Raw genomic sequence first — 15272 nt, forward strand, 5'->3', positions numbered from 1 at the left:
TACCGTTTTTGGCGCGTCTTCTGCAATGGCAGGTTGCGCTAGCTTTGCTGCTTCTTGTAGCCGTCGTAGGCCGCTTGATAAATTTCCAGCAAGCGGTCGACCTTCATCGATTTCAACGTCGCCACGTAGCTCTCCCATTCCTTGTCGACATCGGCGTCGCCGGTTACGAAGCGGGCGAACATCTCGTTGACGTAGTCGCCGACGGCCTTCTGGATCGGAGCGATTTCCGCAGCCTGCTCGTTGGTGATGAACAGCGGTGGCACAATCTGGCTGAAATCCGGCTTGTGCGGTTCGTATTTTTCCTTCGATTCCTTGTACAGAATATCCTCGAGGGGATTATCGGGATTGGTGACGCGGCTCATTCGCAGAGCGTTCGTCTTGTTCGCCAGACCCGAGCTGAACCAGTGCGCGTTCTCGCCGTCCGAATTGACGTAATAGGTGGCGGGGCCGCCGTCAAGGCCGATCTCGCCCGGCTTGGCGTCGCGCCATTCGATATCCGGACGACCGATACTCGAGCGGAAGGTGACTTCCTTGGAGTAGAATGCGTCCGCCCAACGATAGGCCAGGTCGGGATTTTTACAATTGTTCGTAATGACGAAGAAGCCCGTGTTCCCGATCGAATAACCGTCCCAGCCGCTGTACTGCACGCCATCCGGCCCTTTGAGCGGCGGCACGGCGACGTAGCCTTCGGAGCGTCCGCTCGGTCCCTGCCAAGTGGTGAACAGACCGGGTGTAATGCCGGGCGCGGCTCCGAGAATCGGAGCGTCGGGATTTTCACCCATCGACATCAGCTGATCGGAGCTCTGCGTGAACGTCTCCGGCGCCAGCAGCTTGTCGTCGTAGAGCTTCTTGAAATATTTGATGCCTTCCTTCCACTGCGGCTTGTCGTAGTTCACCTGAACCTTGCCGTTGTCCAGATACATATCCTTGGTGCTCTCGTTGAAGTAGCTTGTGTAGATGAAGGAATTCATCAGGAACGGCACAATGCTGTCCGTGCCGGTACTATCGCGCGAGGCGAGCGGAATTTCATCGGCCTTGCCGTTGCCGTTGGGGTCCTGCTCCTTGAACGCCTTGAGCACGTTGTAGAACTCGTCGGTCGTCGTCGGCATCTTTAGACCGAGCTTGTCAAGCCACGGCTGATAAATCCACATCTTCTGCTGATACGAGCAGTGGTAGCAGACGTTGATCCGCGGCAGCGCGTAGATGTTGCCGTCCGGCGCGGTAGATATTTCCTTCGCCTGCGGCGTCGTCTCGAACACCTTCTTGGCGTCGACGCCGTACTTGTCGATCAGGTCGTTCAGCGGCAGGAAGATGCCCTGCTGGCCGTAGATCATCATTTGCGTCGGCGTAATCGGGAAGCCCATGATAATGTCGGGATACTGGCCGCTGCTCAGCTTCAGATTGAGCTGATCCATCGGATTGCTGTTCGGCACGACCTCCCAATCGATATGAACATTCGTGTAGTCTTCGTACCATTTTGTGAACTCATTGGTCGAAAAATTGATTTTCTCGTTAGAAATGACGAGAATTTTAAGCGTCGCCTTATCCTTCACGAGCGGAAAGGTTCCTGCCGGCGCTACCGCTTCGGCCGCCGACTGGTTCCCCGTTCCGCTTCCGGCGGAGCCTGAGGATGATCTTTCGTCGTTTTTGCTGCACGCGGCTGAGATGACGAGCAGACTGAGGACGGCGATCAGAATCGTAATCTTTTTCATGCGTCCGAATCTCTCCTTGTGTTGTGGTGACCTGCCCTTTGCAAAAACCCGCTTGCCACCGCGGGCCGAATCCGGCTGCGGTTCCTTGTCGCCCCTCACCTCCCTTCGCTGCCGCTTCCGGCTACTCCTTGAGCGAGCCGAGCATGACACCCTGCACGAAAAACCGCTGGACGAACGGATAGATGAGCAGCACCGGCACGCTGGCGACAACGATAAGCGAATATTTCAGCAGCTGCCGCAGATTTTCTTTCTGGATCATCTCGTTGACGTCCATCATGTCCAGCGTCACCTGATTTTGAATCAATATCTGATTCAGCACGAGCTGCAGCGGGAACAGCTTCTCATTGCTGAGATAGATCAATGCATTGAAAAACTGGTTCCAGTGCCCGACGGCGTAGAACAGCCCGATGACGGCGATAATCGGCATCGATAGCGGAATGACGATGCGCCACAGAAACTGGTAATCGTTGCAGCCGTCGATCTGCGCGGCCTCGTGCATCTCGCCCGGTATCGTCACCTTAAAGTAGGTGCGGGTGATGATGACGTTATAGACGGCCAGCGCGGACGGAATAATCATCGCCCAGCGCGTATTGAGCATTCCGAGGTTCATTACCAGCAGATACCTTGGGATAAGCCCGCCGTCGAACAGCATGGTGAATACGAGCAGCAGCATGAAGAATCCCCGCCCGAAAAAATCGCGGCGCGACAGCGGATATGCCGCCAGTATCGTCAGTGCGATGTTGATCGCCGTGCCGCTGACCATATAGATGAGCGAATTGACAAATCCGTTGATGATCAGGTCGTAACGGAATACCGCCTTATAGCCCTCCAAGGACAGGCCGACGGGCCACAGCCACACCTTGCCCGACGCGACTGCATGCGGATCGCTGACGGAAGCGCTGACAATATAGATCAGCGGGTACAAAATGATGACGGTTACCAGACCTAGCAGTACGTTGTTGATCCAGTTAAATGCCTTGTCTCCACTGGATTCGCGGATGCCGACGGAACTCATACGACCGCCCCCTTTCTTTTTCCGACATAGCGCCTACCAGAGGCTTTCCTGTCCCGTTTTGCGGGCCACGCGGTTGAGCGTTACGAGTAAGAACAGATTGATGGCTGACTTGAACAGGCCGATCGCCGAGGCATAGGAGAAGCTTGGCGCGCTGGACGTCAGCCCGACCTTGTACACGTACGTATCGATGATTTCCGAGCTGCGCATATTCAGCGGATTTTGCAGCAGCAGCACCTTCTCGAAGCCGATATCCATCAGGTTGCCCGTATTCAGAATCAGCATAATGATCGCCACCGGCAAAATGCCCGGTATGTCGATATGCCTCATCCGGTTCAGCTTGCTGGCCCCGTCGATCACAGCCGCCTCGTGCAGCGTCGGACTGATGCCAGCGAGCGCGGCCAGATAGACGATGCAGGCGAAGCCCATGTTCTGCCAGACGTCACTGAAGACGTAGATCGTCTTGAACAGCTCCGGCCGGGCCATGAACTGTATCCGCTCGAACCCCATCGCCGTGACGAACTTAGTGAGCAGCCCCGTCCGCGGATCGAGCATCTGCAGCACGATGCCGGCCATGACGACGACCGAGATGAAGTGCGGCGCATACGTGATCATCTGCACGCTCCGCCTGTACCTCATGCTGCGCACATAATTGAGACTGAGGGCGAGCAGAACCGGTATCGGGAAGCCTACAACCAGATGATAAATAGCCAACCCGAACGTATTGCGGATAATTCTCCAGAAGTCGTACGAGTGGAAGAACTGGCTGAAGTTCCGGAAGCCCACCCAATCGCTCCCTGTGATCCCCTGTGAAGCGACAAAATTGCGGAACGCGATCTGCGCGCCGTACATCGGATAATACTTGAACACCAAAATGTAGACCAGAGGCAAAAAGAACAGGGTATGCAGCTGCCAGCTTTTCGCAAGCCGTTTGACCCAGGTTCTTCTTCCGGCAACGACGACCGCCTCCGTGCCGGAACTGACCGGCCGATCCATGACCTTCATGCGGGCGACTCCTTTCCGGCCGATTTTTTGTGAAGCGCTTACAAGAAATATCTTAGCTACAGTCTCCGAAAGAGTAAATATGAAATAAGTCAGCGAAGTGTGCAATTTTTAGGATCGGCCCAGAAAAGGCGCGCCGCAAGCGGGATGACCGCGATTATGACAGGCTCTCCAGAAGGAACCAGGCAAGCGCGGCTGACTGATCGTCCGCCGTATAGCCTAGTACCTTGACCGTGTTAAATTTTAGGATATAAGTATTTTAGCTTGTGACGTGCTTGTTCGGTTGTAAAATGCCTTTGGCTAGCGCTAAAGCTTCGGCAGCGGGAAAGGTTTCGTATAAAGACGAAATCGCGTGCGTATTCAAATTGTCCATCACGATCCAAATCCGCTTCAGCTTCGGATAGTGCACTTTCAGCAGTTCCCGAATTTGCAAGGCTCAATCCGCTTTCGTTCGACGTGGTGAGGCCACAATATGACGCCATCCGGCTAACGGTTCTTTAAACATGAAAATGCTGCAGGTTCCTTTACGAACGTATTCGTAGTCTTCTCGCAAGACGCGTCCGCTTTTCATCGGAATGGGTTTCAGCAAATGATCCAGCAACTGGTACGGCTGTTCGTCCATGCAGATCAGGGGGGTTTCCGGATTCGGCTTGAGTTGTGTTTTTTTAACGTCGTACGAAGCGTTTCCCGCCCAATGGAGTCGACCATCTCCAGTTCTACTGCACGCTTGCCTCACATTCCGCACCCCCGGCAAATGGAGTAGCGAATAAAATTTTGGGGTAAATAAGCCGTAAAACAAGTGTAGCGATGGTTCAAAAAGCAAAACCATCGCTGGAGCCGGTCGTTTCGATCGAACATCTAGGTAATATTCATACTATCCTGTCTATCTATACATTGAGGTCTGATGATGATCATAGATCGTCTTTATATCAAATGTACATAGTTTACAGCTTATACAACTCCCTCGCATTTTCGTAATAGATGCGGTTATGCATGGCTTCCGGTAATTTCGGGAAAGCCATCTTCGGTGAATCAAAGTCCCAATGTGGATAATCGCTGGAGAACATTAATATGTGTTCCGCATCCATCGCTTCTAGTGTATTAAGCAAATGCTTGTCATTGTCCGGACGTTCAAGAGGCTGCGAAGTCACACGAACATGATCACGCAAATATTCACTTGGACGTTTTTTCACCCAAGGCACTTCGTACCTAAGCGCTTTATATTCAGCATCCAAACGCCACATTAGAGTTGGCAACCAGGCTGAACCACCTTCTACCATGACAACTTTTAATCCAGGAAACTTTTCAAATACGCCTTCCGTAATAAAGCTGACCAGGTGTGCCTGAAAACCTAAGGACAGGCAGGTATGCCATTCAATATAATGGGTGGGATAACCCGGCGATGGTTGAATATTGATCCCCATTCCATCCGTACCGGGATGAATGGCCAGAGGAAATCCAAGACGTTCACATGCTTCGTAAATCGGATAGTACTGCCGCTGCCCAAACGGCGCTCGTGCCCCAGAGTCCGTCATTACTTGTACAAAGTGTGGATGCCCTGCCCAACGTTCGATTTCCTTCGCGGCCGCAATGGGGTCCTGATGCGCAATCGTGATCGATCCTTTGAACACGCCATCCGGGTTGTATTTACCTAACCACGTATCTGCTTGCCAATCATTGTAAGCCGCAGCAACAGCGGTAGCAAAGTCAGGATCAGGATGCAGGTTGCAGAAAGCTCTTGGCAAGAGAATCGCATGGGCAACATTGAAAGGCTTAATATGCTGCTCACGGAGAAATTCCGGGTCGCTTCCCTCAGGTCCTCCGTTTGTCGGTCTGGCATCCAAACGGGCTCCGTGAACCGGATTACCAAATAAGCCACGCCCACCGCCTTTATGCCTGTCCTTCCATGGCATTTGCATATAAGAACGAATTTCGTCAATATTTTGGGGCATCGGATGAACGTCACAATCGATAATTCCTTTATTCATTTTCAATCCTCCTCATTTCTTTACATTAAGATAATGACCAATCCCGATTCTACTTTTACGGGATAAGTTTCGACTTCTACCTCAGCTTGTTCCTCTTGTTCCACAGCAACCTCATAGGTTTTAACCAAACATTTAAGCGGGTCGTAGATTGATTTGCCCGTGGTGAGATCAAATTCCCAGCCATGCCATGGGCATCGGACAATCTCCCCTTGTCTCCCATAGATGTATTCACCTGGAGCAGCTGGTAAAGTCATTCCGGTTACGGTGCCCACGCACAGTGGCGCTCCTTGATGGGGACACGTATTTTTTAATGCATAATAGATACCATTTACATTAAATAACCCAACAGGCCGATCTTCCAGTGTAACGATTTTTCTTGAGCCCGGGGGCAGTTCAGCCACTGTACCCACAACGTGTCTTCCCACTTTCATTCACCTCTGTTTATTTTTAATAGCTTGTTTATTTAAACCAAAAAATAGTTATCATGTCCGGGTATCACGATATCGGCGATTTCAGCAATCCGATTAATCGAGTCCACAGTAGCAACCGGATCAACATTATTGAAGTAACCTTGCTTTGCCCTAAAAAAATCCTTGGTCATTACCGCATCTGATGCCAATACAATTCTGCCTTCCGCCGCTTGAAAAACGAGACCAGTCAGCCCCAAAGTATGACCAGGCAGGTGAATATACCCGATTCCGGCTGCCAGTTGAGATTCCGCAGGCTTTACACCGGATAAAGAAGGATCATTTGGATTTTTCAAAAGGTGAAATTCCTCTTTAGCCATTAACAAAGCCGCTTTGTCGAAAGCGTGTATATCTACAACATGATCACCATGCGAGTGTGTCAAATAGACTGCATCAATATCAGTATGAGTAAGTCCGCAGCGTGCATCTAAAATGCGTCCCATTTCATCGGCAGGGAAGGAAGGATCAACGAGAATGTTCTTGCCTTCGGCAACCAATAATACCGTGGTGCAATAAGCACGTCTATACGACTTTCCCTCATCCTCACCCCAAAACTTATTTCTGCTCAAACTTCCAAGCGTTAATAGTTTCCATTTTACTAGTTCAACATTTTCTGACATTGCCTATTTGACTCCTTTTCGCTCATCGTCCGTTTGATAAATTCGTGCCGTTAACCGCGGAATATCGGAAATATCGACCGAAGGGGTGAATGCATCCAGCAGGCGAATATTTTGCTCTACTTCTTCCGGCCATCTCATTCCGATATTCAAAACATCAACTCTCGAGTCAGAAAGTAAAAATTTCATGCATAAGGCATATAAATCGGTAGCAGACAACAACTGAGGCTCCAGGTACTCTAGCGTACGTTGAAAAATACCTGAAGTCATCGGTCGCATTACTGCTACACCAATATTTTTCTCCGCTGTTTTTTTCAATAAGTGAAGCGCTGCGGACTGATAAATAATGTTATAGCAGGGCTGCACGACACTGAAATGTCCGGATTCGACTAAATCGAGAGCCGAGAAGGGCTCCTCTGTCGTAAGTCCCAGCCATCTGACTTTGCCTTGACTCTTGAGTGACTCTAATCCCTCCAGAGGTCCATCATTAAGAATATGATGGGTATCTTTCTGAGTATACATTCCGCCATGAAATTGAATCACATCTACATAGTCCGTTTGCAATCTAATTAAGCTGTCCTCTACGCTTTTGATGACGGATGCTTTGTCCAAGCCCTTCCAACCGACTTTGGTAGCCAGGTAACAATCATTTCGTCTGGTTTTCAGAGCATCGCCAATAATGCTTTCGCTGTGACCATTGCCGTAACTAGGTGCCGTATCGATATAATTGATCCCTGCGTCTAATGCGGTGTGAATGGTACGTATAGCTGTCGTACGACCATCTGAACTATAGGGATCCCAACCATTAGCTTTATTAACTCCTGAGAATGGGTACCCCCCCAAAGCAATCCTGCTAACATGCAGTTGTGTTTGACCAAGAGTTTTATATTTCATCATCCATTCTCCTTTTATTTGATAATATCTTTACCCTCTTTATTGTACCAGTCTGTCCAAAATTGAATGGCCTTATCTCCGCCGGAGGATCTCCAGTTTCTCACATAATCATCCCAGGTAGAATCGATATCGGCGTTACCAAGCACTGCTTTCACCTTGTATTCATCCGAGATTTTGGTAAGGCTGAAGCTGGACAGCTCCGGGTAATAAGGTAAGGCTGCTTGAAGGTTATCCAATGCGCCATTTTTGATTGCATTATCAAGCCGGTCAATGGAAGATTTTGGATATACCAAGCTCAAATACGATTTCACTTCGTCATCATACTGTCCTGGATTGACCATTGAAAAACCCCAGTGAAGGGAATGCTTTTGCTTAAGTATTTCCGGTATTCCGTTAGTCATTTTATACTCATCATCCTCAACCCCAAGGTAAAGCCATTTTTTTCCTTCGTCCGAACAAACCCAATCAAAAAACTTCATAAGCTCCTCTACATTTTTGCTGGAAGCGGGAATGCCAATATAATGGCGGTTAATGGAGTTGTAACTGAATTTCGCCGGTGATCCATCCAGCTTGACAGGAAGGTCAATGGCTTCCCACACTTTGTCGACTGTTCCATCTTCATACCCTGGGAATTGATTTGCATGCCAGAAATTGGATGTAATCCCGTATTTTCCAGTTTTTAATTTGTCCATGTAGATTTGAGTGTTGGTTGTTACAAATTCAGGATCGAGCAACTTATCCTTGACCAATTTTTTCATAAATTTCAAATACTCTTTATACTCATTGGTGATCTCGGGAGGAGTTACTTTACCATCAATGATTTTATAAGTATTGGCGTCCATAGCCGCCGAGAAAATTTGCCCAACATAAGTCAACCCATCAATGCTTAAGAATCCAAATGTATCGTTTTTACCGTTGCCATCTGGATCCTGCTCCGTAAAAGCTTTCCCTACCTGATAGAAATCTTCGATCGTTTTGGGCGTTTTTAGATTAAGCTTTTCCATCCACAATTTATTAATGTAGACGGTTTGATTAAGAGCATCAAATCGCGAGTAAGGAAAAGCATAGATCTTGCCATCCTTAGTGACGGGAAGGAATGCTTCCTTTTTCATAAATTTAGCTATATTGGGGTACTTGGATGTATCATTGATATATGGTGCTAAGTCAGTAAGCAATCCTTGATCTGCAAATTTTAGAATCGTGTCTCTGGAGCTTGACATAAAAGCATCTAACGGGTTTCCCGAAGCCATCATAATATTCAGTTTATCTGCATACCCGCTAGAGCTAGGGGCATCCATGACCACTTTAACACCCGTTTTTTTCTGTAAAAAATCCACATATTTATTTTCGAGCAAGGTTCCTTCCGTCAAATCGACATTAAAATCGAACATGTAATTAACACTAACCGGGTTGTCTGCACTGGCTGTAGGGGCTTCGGATTCCGGTTTTACCGCTGAACTACATCCTGATAGAGTCATCATTATTGCAGACATGCCAATCACTGAAGTGCGAAGCCGTTTCAAATATTTCTCCATAATATGAGTCCTCCTTTTTCGTTTACAGAACCTGCGGTTGTATTCAACTGAACCTACTTCAGCTCCAATTGCTTCCCCCCTCCTTGAGCCTACCGAGAATGATAGCGAATTCATTGCAAAGATAAAATGTATATTAATTTAAAATACGGCCTTTAATTTAGTTATTTGTTGTACAAATTTTTTGTACATCGGGAGTTACCTGAAGAACGCTCGTCGTTTTATTTTTTAAATATGTGTTGCGGAAAACAGCTGGCGTCACATCATGATTTTTCTTGAAATTGCGTATATACGAATGCACCGTATCGTAACCGCAAATCTTCGCTATTTCCTGGACCGTCAATTTGCTTTCTTGTAGACAGGTTAAAGATTTCTCAATACGCAAATCATTCACATAGTCAATAAAATTAAAGCCCAAATTTTTTTTAATAAAGCTGCTTAAGTAGGAAGAATTCATATGAAATTGTTCAGCTAGACTACTTAACGAAATGTTTTTATCGAAATGATTGTTGATATATAGCAAAATTTGCTCCATGATGATAGTATCCATATTGTTTTCAATACTTTTTTTATAGCTGAACACCTGATTACAAGATTTCAGAATGTAGGCCTTCTTTTCATGAATCATCTCATGGCAATATAGCACCATGAAGATGTCTTCTTGAAATACATCATTGATCGAATACCCTAACTCTAATAAGTACTTAACGATGCTGTACAAGATATTCGAATAAATCGCATTCATCGCATCCAACGAAAAAAAATGATTATGGATGCTATATTCAATAATTTTGTTCAAGCTTCTTTCAATTTCGTTTATATCTCCTTTGCGGATGCAATCAGCGATCCAATTGATTTCTTTAAGTGGATAAATGTAATCATCTTTCTCGTTTAAATGGATATTATTGCTATCAATAATCGAATTTCTCCCATAAATCACCCGATAATCCAGACTCTTGACCGCTTGAGCGTACAAGTTTGGCATGTTTTTGACTTCATTACAAATACCCGAAACCGCAGCACAGACGGACAGATTGAAGTTTTCCTCGATTTCTTTTTGCACATAGCTGATTGTTTTCTTTAATTCTGTGGTGACTTTCTCTGGTTTCTTGCCTGCTGAAATCGTCAATAGAACGGCTATCTTATCGAGATCCGTTTTCACTACAAAGGGAATATAATCAAGCATCAGCATATATTTAATTGCTTTCAAAATCGACCTGCTGATCGTAAAACGGTCTTCATTTTGCGTGTTTAGCAAATTTTTATAATAGTCATTAATCTGAAAGACGATAATTAGATACTCTTTATCAACAAGATCAATCTTAAACTCCCGCGTTTTGTTAATAATTTCTTCTCTGGACGAAACCTTACCTGTTAGAATGTGTGAAATTAATGTTTCCCGCAAATTATCAATGTTATCCTTTAAATTTTGATTGTAACGAACCAAAGGCTTTGAATACACTCGCTTAAAATAAGGGAAGGTGAAAATAGTCAAAATAAGCAGCACTACCGATGCGAGCGCTACATACAAAATCGTGTTATTATCATATTGAATGCCACTTAAAATCTCGCTGTAAGGCACAATATATAGAATCTTGGCTCCACGGTTGATTCCATTCGAGACGGCAAAGAAATATTTCTTTTTATCCCATTTGACATAGCCCGTGTTCAAAATCTTGTTCTGGATCAATTCATTTTTTAGAATCTCTTCCTTACAATTTTCGAAAACTTTCAAAACTTCTTCATTTCTGTATGTAAGTACATCTTTATTATCATTAAAGAGGACAAACCCACCCGAATTATATTTGATCTCAGATAACAGCTTTTTTTCATTGACGTTTACAACGAGCACACCGCCTTCTGTACCGCTTGCTGGTAAGGTTGTTATATAGGGAACGATTGTGTTGGCTCCTGATTCCGTCCGCCTCTCAACTGTCGATTTATAAAAGGTTTTTTTTTCGTTATTTTGCAAATACTCCTTCAAAACCATGTTGACAGGGAATGCTTCCAAATCGGATATCATAAAATTGGACGAAAATACTTTGTTCGTTTTTCTGTTATATAAATACATCGAAGATATCTGTGGATCCGAATTGATAATACTCATAAATCGTCTCTGGATTTTATATAGCGTGTAGTAATCGACATTATTATTGTCATTGTATTGAGCCCATTCATTCGTGTCATAATCTGTCGCGATCTGATAGCTGATTGATTCAATTTTTTGTACCAGCGTATCAACGGTGCTGTTCATGGTTTTATAATCAGAAATATGATTATCGATATTCTTATCAATAGCCACATAATGATTTTTAACCATGTACAGCAACGCAGCGCAATAAAATAGAAGCGTAATACTCACATATAATATACAAAGCCGCTTGTCAACGTCGTCTCCATTAGATTTAGAAGAGAAAATCAATTTTATTCCTCCCCGTTGATAATGCACTAAGGACAAAAATAAACCGCTTACACTATTTGACTAAAACACTTGTTCGAAACTGCTATTTTACTAAACCTGCGTTCGAATCCAACGCAATCATTGCACACAGCGTCTCCACTAATTCGATCGTCCTGATTGCTTCGGACAAGTCCGGAGTAGGCTGCTCCTCTTCCAAAATACAACGAACAAAATGATTAAATAAATTTTCAAAACCGATATAAGAGAAATTCGACATATGGCCGTTATTCAAACTCCATTTTAACGTATCGTTCATCTCGTGCAAAGAATCCACTTGTCGCGCTTTTCTTACGCCCCCCGGCCTTCTGTATTCCACGCTTCTGATGTTATCAATAGATATTAAATGCCCTATTCCGGTTATTTCAACCTGCTCCATAGGATAAGTTCCATCTTGTAAAGAACCGGTTTGCAGCAATCCAATCGCCCCCGATTCATTGACAAATGATATGTTAAATCCGATTTTTGTGGGGTCAACCCGGTTAACATCGACATGGGTTAAGGTAATCTCGCCCATCAAATACCGGGCCAAATCCAGATGATGAATGATATGTTTATAAATGAAAGAATGCTCAGATTCATACTCGGAAGCTTGATATTTAGCCAGATACATCGTTAATTCCCCAAATTCTTCTCTTTGCAAAATCTCTTTAGCCATAATATATGCGGGGGTAAACCTTTTATTAAGCCGCTGCATCACATAACAATTCGTTTTCTTCTGAAGCTCCAGCAGATCTCTTGTTTCCTGCGATGTGAGACAGACCGGCCGCTCCGTTAAGACATGGAGTGCAGACTGCAAACAGGCTTTGACGATTGTGTAGTGTGTTTCTATCTCATCTGGAAAACTAATCACCGCGTCGAGGTCTTCCTGATCCAGCATTTCTTTATAATCCGTGTAGGTTGCGGGTACGTTATACCTCTGTGAAAACTTGATCATCTTCTCTTCGTTCGGGTCGCATATCGCTGATAATGTGATAGGTAAATGCTTTGTACAGTCATAGACAAAGTTATACACCAAGTCACTGCAGCCAATTAATCCGATGCTCAATAAATTTCGCAAAGACTCACCTCCTCCTTTTTTGGATCAGCCTTTTACCGCCCCTAGCATAACACCCTTCATAAAATGCTTTTGAATAAAAGGATATGCCATGATGATGGGTAAGCTTGATGCGAAAATGGCAGCAGATCTCAGTGTTAACGAAGAAACACCCTTATTAACCGCGACCGCGTCCCCATTGGCCATTATATTTTGCATTTGTTCAACCATATTTCTTAGAAAAATTTGCAATACCTGAAGTTTTGGCGAATTAGTATAAATGACTGCATCCAGGAACGAGTTCCAGTGGCCAACGGCGGAAAATAAAGCAATGGTTGCAATCACCGGCATTGACAAGGGGAGAATGATTTTGATCAAAATATAAATATCATTCGCTCCATCCATGCGTGCCGACTCTTCAAGGCTTTCCGGAACATTCTCAAAAAATGATCTTAACAAAATAATATTCCATGTGCTTATTGCCCCAGGTATAATCAAAGCCCAGATCGTATCGATCAATCCCGTTGCTTTAACAATTAAATAGGTCGGAATGATCCCGCCATTAAACATCATGGTAACAATAATAAACAGCATGAAAAACTTTCTTCCTGGCAAGTACTTCTTGGATAGCGAATAAGCAAATGAGCATTGTAAAATTAAATTCACAAGAGTACCCAATGTGGTTCGAGTCACCGTCATGAAGAAAGCGCTTATAAATTTATCATTGAACAGCAGCGTCTTATAAGCTTCCAGAGTGAACCCTCTCGGCAAAAATATCAATTCCCCATCAGAAATTAAATCGGGATTACTCAACGAAGCCACCCATACATAATAAAACGGGATAAATGTAACGAGGCCAAACAAGATTAATACGGTATAGATAAGAATGGTATAAGTGCCGCCTGCTTTCATTCCTGTCACTCCTTTTATCACCACATCGACACATCACTATATTTTTTGGCTATTCTGTTGACCCCATAGATGAGAATAAATCCGATAACAGCTTGGAATAAACCTAATGCTGTTGTCAAACTGAACCTCAAATCTTGAATCCCCACCCTATAAATGTAAGTGCTTAAGACATCGCTGACATCATAGACGGCTGGATTATACATAATGTAAATTTGTTCAAACCCTACATCTAATAGGTAGCCAACTTTCAAAATCAACATAATAATAATGACGTTGGTAATACCTGGGAGCGTGATGTGAATCAATTTATGCCACCGATTGGCCCCATCGACCGTCGCCGCTTCGAATTGTTCTTGTTCCACACCAGCTAAAGCAGCCAAATATATAATCGTCCCCCAGCCCGCTTCTTTCAAAATATTGGTAACCACGAGAATACCTCTGAAATATTGGGATTGAGTAAGAAAAAAAATCGGGTCACCTCCGAAGTATTTGATAATTTGATTAACAAAACCTTCATTCGGACTGAGAAACTGGATGATGATTCCCCCAAAAACAACCCAAGATAAAAAATGCGGAAAATAGATGACCGTTTGAATCGTTCTTTTGAAGAGAATATTTTTTAATTCATTCAAGAGCAATGCCAATATAATCGGTGCTGGAAACCCGAAAATTAAATTGTACATATTAATGATCACCGTATTTTGCAGCACCGTATAAAACTCTGAGGAAGAAAATAAATAATTGAAATACTTCATACCTACCCACGGACTATTCCAAATTCCCAGCGCGAAGTTATATTCCTTAAAGGCAATAATCAATCCAAACATCGGCAAATATCGATAAATGATATACCAAAGAATACCTGGCAGCATCAATACATATAAAAACTTGTACTTAAGGATCGTTTTAAAAAAACTCGCCATTATGTTTACAACTACTTTATTGCTGACTTTTTTTTTAACCTGAATATATTGCAACTTCATCTCCTCCTCATCATAAAAATTTGAAGTGTAAAATTGTACCTTATCGAACGGTTGATCTGCATTGATTTATATATTATAGGGGCATTTATTCAATGTAAATGAAGCTTTTTCTGTTAATGTCTATTTTTTCACATCTGCGATATTTAATTTTCAAAAAATAATTAGACATTACTTTGGCCACCAAATGACTGCTTAAACCAGAGACAACACCTGCCCTTAATTGCCACCATAGACCCCCATACAAAAGGAAAGAGACCGGGCCTATTTACGCCAAGTCTCTTTGGAAATCTGAATTACCTAACTAGAAGCGCGACGACTACAACGGAAGCATCGCCATCGTATTCGATGTACCCGGGCGAGGAAGAGCATGTGGTACGCAAGGTAACATTCTTTACTTCGCGATCACCTACCAGGAGAGTTGATATATCCGTTTTCTTCCGGTTTAACCGTTTTGCCGTCATATTCTTCCACGTCATTCCTTCCACGATCCAAGCCCGCCGATTGGATGGAAGGCCTTGACGGATATCCCTTACCTATTCCAAATCCGTATAAGGACCACTGCAATCATAGACACGAAAGGGCGGATCGGCTTGTTCGCCTGTCGTACCCGCACCAGGACTCAAGGCAATCTCACGCATAGGAACTTGAAAATATCCTCA

The 15272-nt window shown here is 44.5% G+C and carries 13 protein-coding genes; all 13 read right to left on the bottom strand.

Annotated elements, in window-relative coordinates:
• Positions 1-38: 38 nt before the first annotated feature.
• On the bottom strand, positions 39-1712 hold the full coding sequence (locus tag AC0YNV_RS35110) for an ABC transporter substrate-binding protein (protein WP_475772183.1): 1674 nt from the start codon (positions 1710-1712) through the stop codon (positions 39-41).
• 121 nt (positions 1713-1833) lie between these two features.
• Positions 1834-2727, bottom strand: a complete 894-nt coding sequence (locus AC0YNV_RS35115; RefSeq protein WP_475772184.1) for a carbohydrate ABC transporter permease — start codon at positions 2725-2727, stop codon at positions 1834-1836.
• 33 nt (positions 2728-2760) lie between these two features.
• A complete protein-coding gene (locus AC0YNV_RS35120) occupies positions 2761-3729 on the bottom strand; it encodes an ABC transporter permease (protein WP_475772185.1) in 969 nt (322 codons plus the stop codon).
• Positions 3730-4670: 941 nt separating this feature from the next.
• On the bottom strand, positions 4671-5714 hold the full coding sequence (locus AC0YNV_RS35125; protein WP_475772186.1) for an amidohydrolase family protein: 1044 nt from the start codon (positions 5712-5714) through the stop codon (positions 4671-4673).
• 20 nt (positions 5715-5734) lie between these two features.
• Positions 5735-6124: a Rieske (2Fe-2S) protein gene (locus AC0YNV_RS35130; protein ID WP_475772187.1), complete on the bottom strand. Its 390-nt coding sequence runs from the start codon at positions 6122-6124 to the stop codon at positions 5735-5737.
• A 53-nt stretch (positions 6125-6177) separates the two neighbouring features.
• The gene (locus AC0YNV_RS35135; RefSeq protein WP_475772188.1) at positions 6178-6801 is read right to left on the bottom strand and encodes an MBL fold metallo-hydrolase; all 624 of its coding nucleotides are present in this window, start codon (positions 6799-6801) and stop codon (positions 6178-6180) included.
• Positions 6802-6804: 3 nt separating this feature from the next.
• A complete protein-coding gene (locus AC0YNV_RS35140; RefSeq protein ID WP_475772189.1) occupies positions 6805-7695 on the bottom strand; it encodes an aldo/keto reductase in 891 nt (296 codons plus the stop codon).
• 11 nt (positions 7696-7706) lie between these two features.
• Positions 7707-9227 (bottom strand): extracellular solute-binding protein, encoded by a 1521-nt coding sequence (locus tag AC0YNV_RS35145; protein WP_475772190.1) that lies wholly within the window; start codon positions 9225-9227, stop codon positions 7707-7709.
• Positions 9228-9384: 157 nt separating this feature from the next.
• A complete protein-coding gene (locus tag AC0YNV_RS35150; protein WP_475772191.1) occupies positions 9385-11646 on the bottom strand; it encodes a helix-turn-helix domain-containing protein in 2262 nt (753 codons plus the stop codon).
• 82 nt (positions 11647-11728) lie between these two features.
• Entirely contained in the window at positions 11729-12742 is a 1014-nt protein-coding gene (locus AC0YNV_RS35155) for a Gfo/Idh/MocA family protein (protein WP_475772192.1), read from the bottom strand.
• A gap of 24 nt (positions 12743-12766) precedes the next feature.
• Entirely contained in the window at positions 12767-13630 is an 864-nt protein-coding gene (locus tag AC0YNV_RS35160; RefSeq protein WP_475772193.1) for a carbohydrate ABC transporter permease, read from the bottom strand.
• 17 nt (positions 13631-13647) lie between these two features.
• Positions 13648-14607 carry an ABC transporter permease gene (locus AC0YNV_RS35165; protein ID WP_475772194.1) on the bottom strand — a complete coding sequence of 320 codons (960 nt, stop codon included), beginning with the start codon at positions 14605-14607 and terminating at the stop codon, positions 13648-13650.
• A 539-nt stretch (positions 14608-15146) separates the two neighbouring features.
• A complete protein-coding gene (locus AC0YNV_RS35170; RefSeq protein ID WP_475772195.1) occupies positions 15147-15251 on the bottom strand; it encodes a hypothetical protein in 105 nt (34 codons plus the stop codon).
• Positions 15252-15272: the final 21 nt, after the last annotated feature.

The organism is Paenibacillus sp. JT31N11, from assembly GCF_056269285.1.

Coding starts and splice junctions, on each gene's coding strand:
- AC0YNV_RS35110 (WP_475772183.1), bottom strand. CDS start 1,712: ATGAAAAAGATTACGATTCTGATCGCCGTCCTCAGTCTGCTCGTCATC.
- AC0YNV_RS35115 (WP_475772184.1), bottom strand. CDS start 2,727: ATGAGTTCCGTCGGCATCCGCGAATCCAGTGGAGACAAGGCATTTAAC.
- AC0YNV_RS35120 (WP_475772185.1), bottom strand. CDS start 3,729: ATGAAGGTCATGGATCGGCCGGTCAGTTCCGGCACGGAGGCGGTCGTC.
- AC0YNV_RS35125 (WP_475772186.1), bottom strand. CDS start 5,714: ATGAATAAAGGAATTATCGATTGTGACGTTCATCCGATGCCCCAAAAT.
- AC0YNV_RS35135 (WP_475772188.1), bottom strand. CDS start 6,801: ATGTCAGAAAATGTTGAACTAGTAAAATGGAAACTATTAACGCTTGGA.
- AC0YNV_RS35140 (WP_475772189.1), bottom strand. CDS start 7,695: ATGATGAAATATAAAACTCTTGGTCAAACACAACTGCATGTTAGCAGG.
- AC0YNV_RS35145 (WP_475772190.1), bottom strand. CDS start 9,227: ATGGAGAAATATTTGAAACGGCTTCGCACTTCAGTGATTGGCATGTCT.
- AC0YNV_RS35160 (WP_475772193.1), bottom strand. CDS start 13,630: ATGAAAGCAGGCGGCACTTATACCATTCTTATCTATACCGTATTAATC.
- AC0YNV_RS35170 (WP_475772195.1), bottom strand. CDS start 15,251: ATGCGTGAGATTGCCTTGAGTCCTGGTGCGGGTACGACAGGCGAACAA.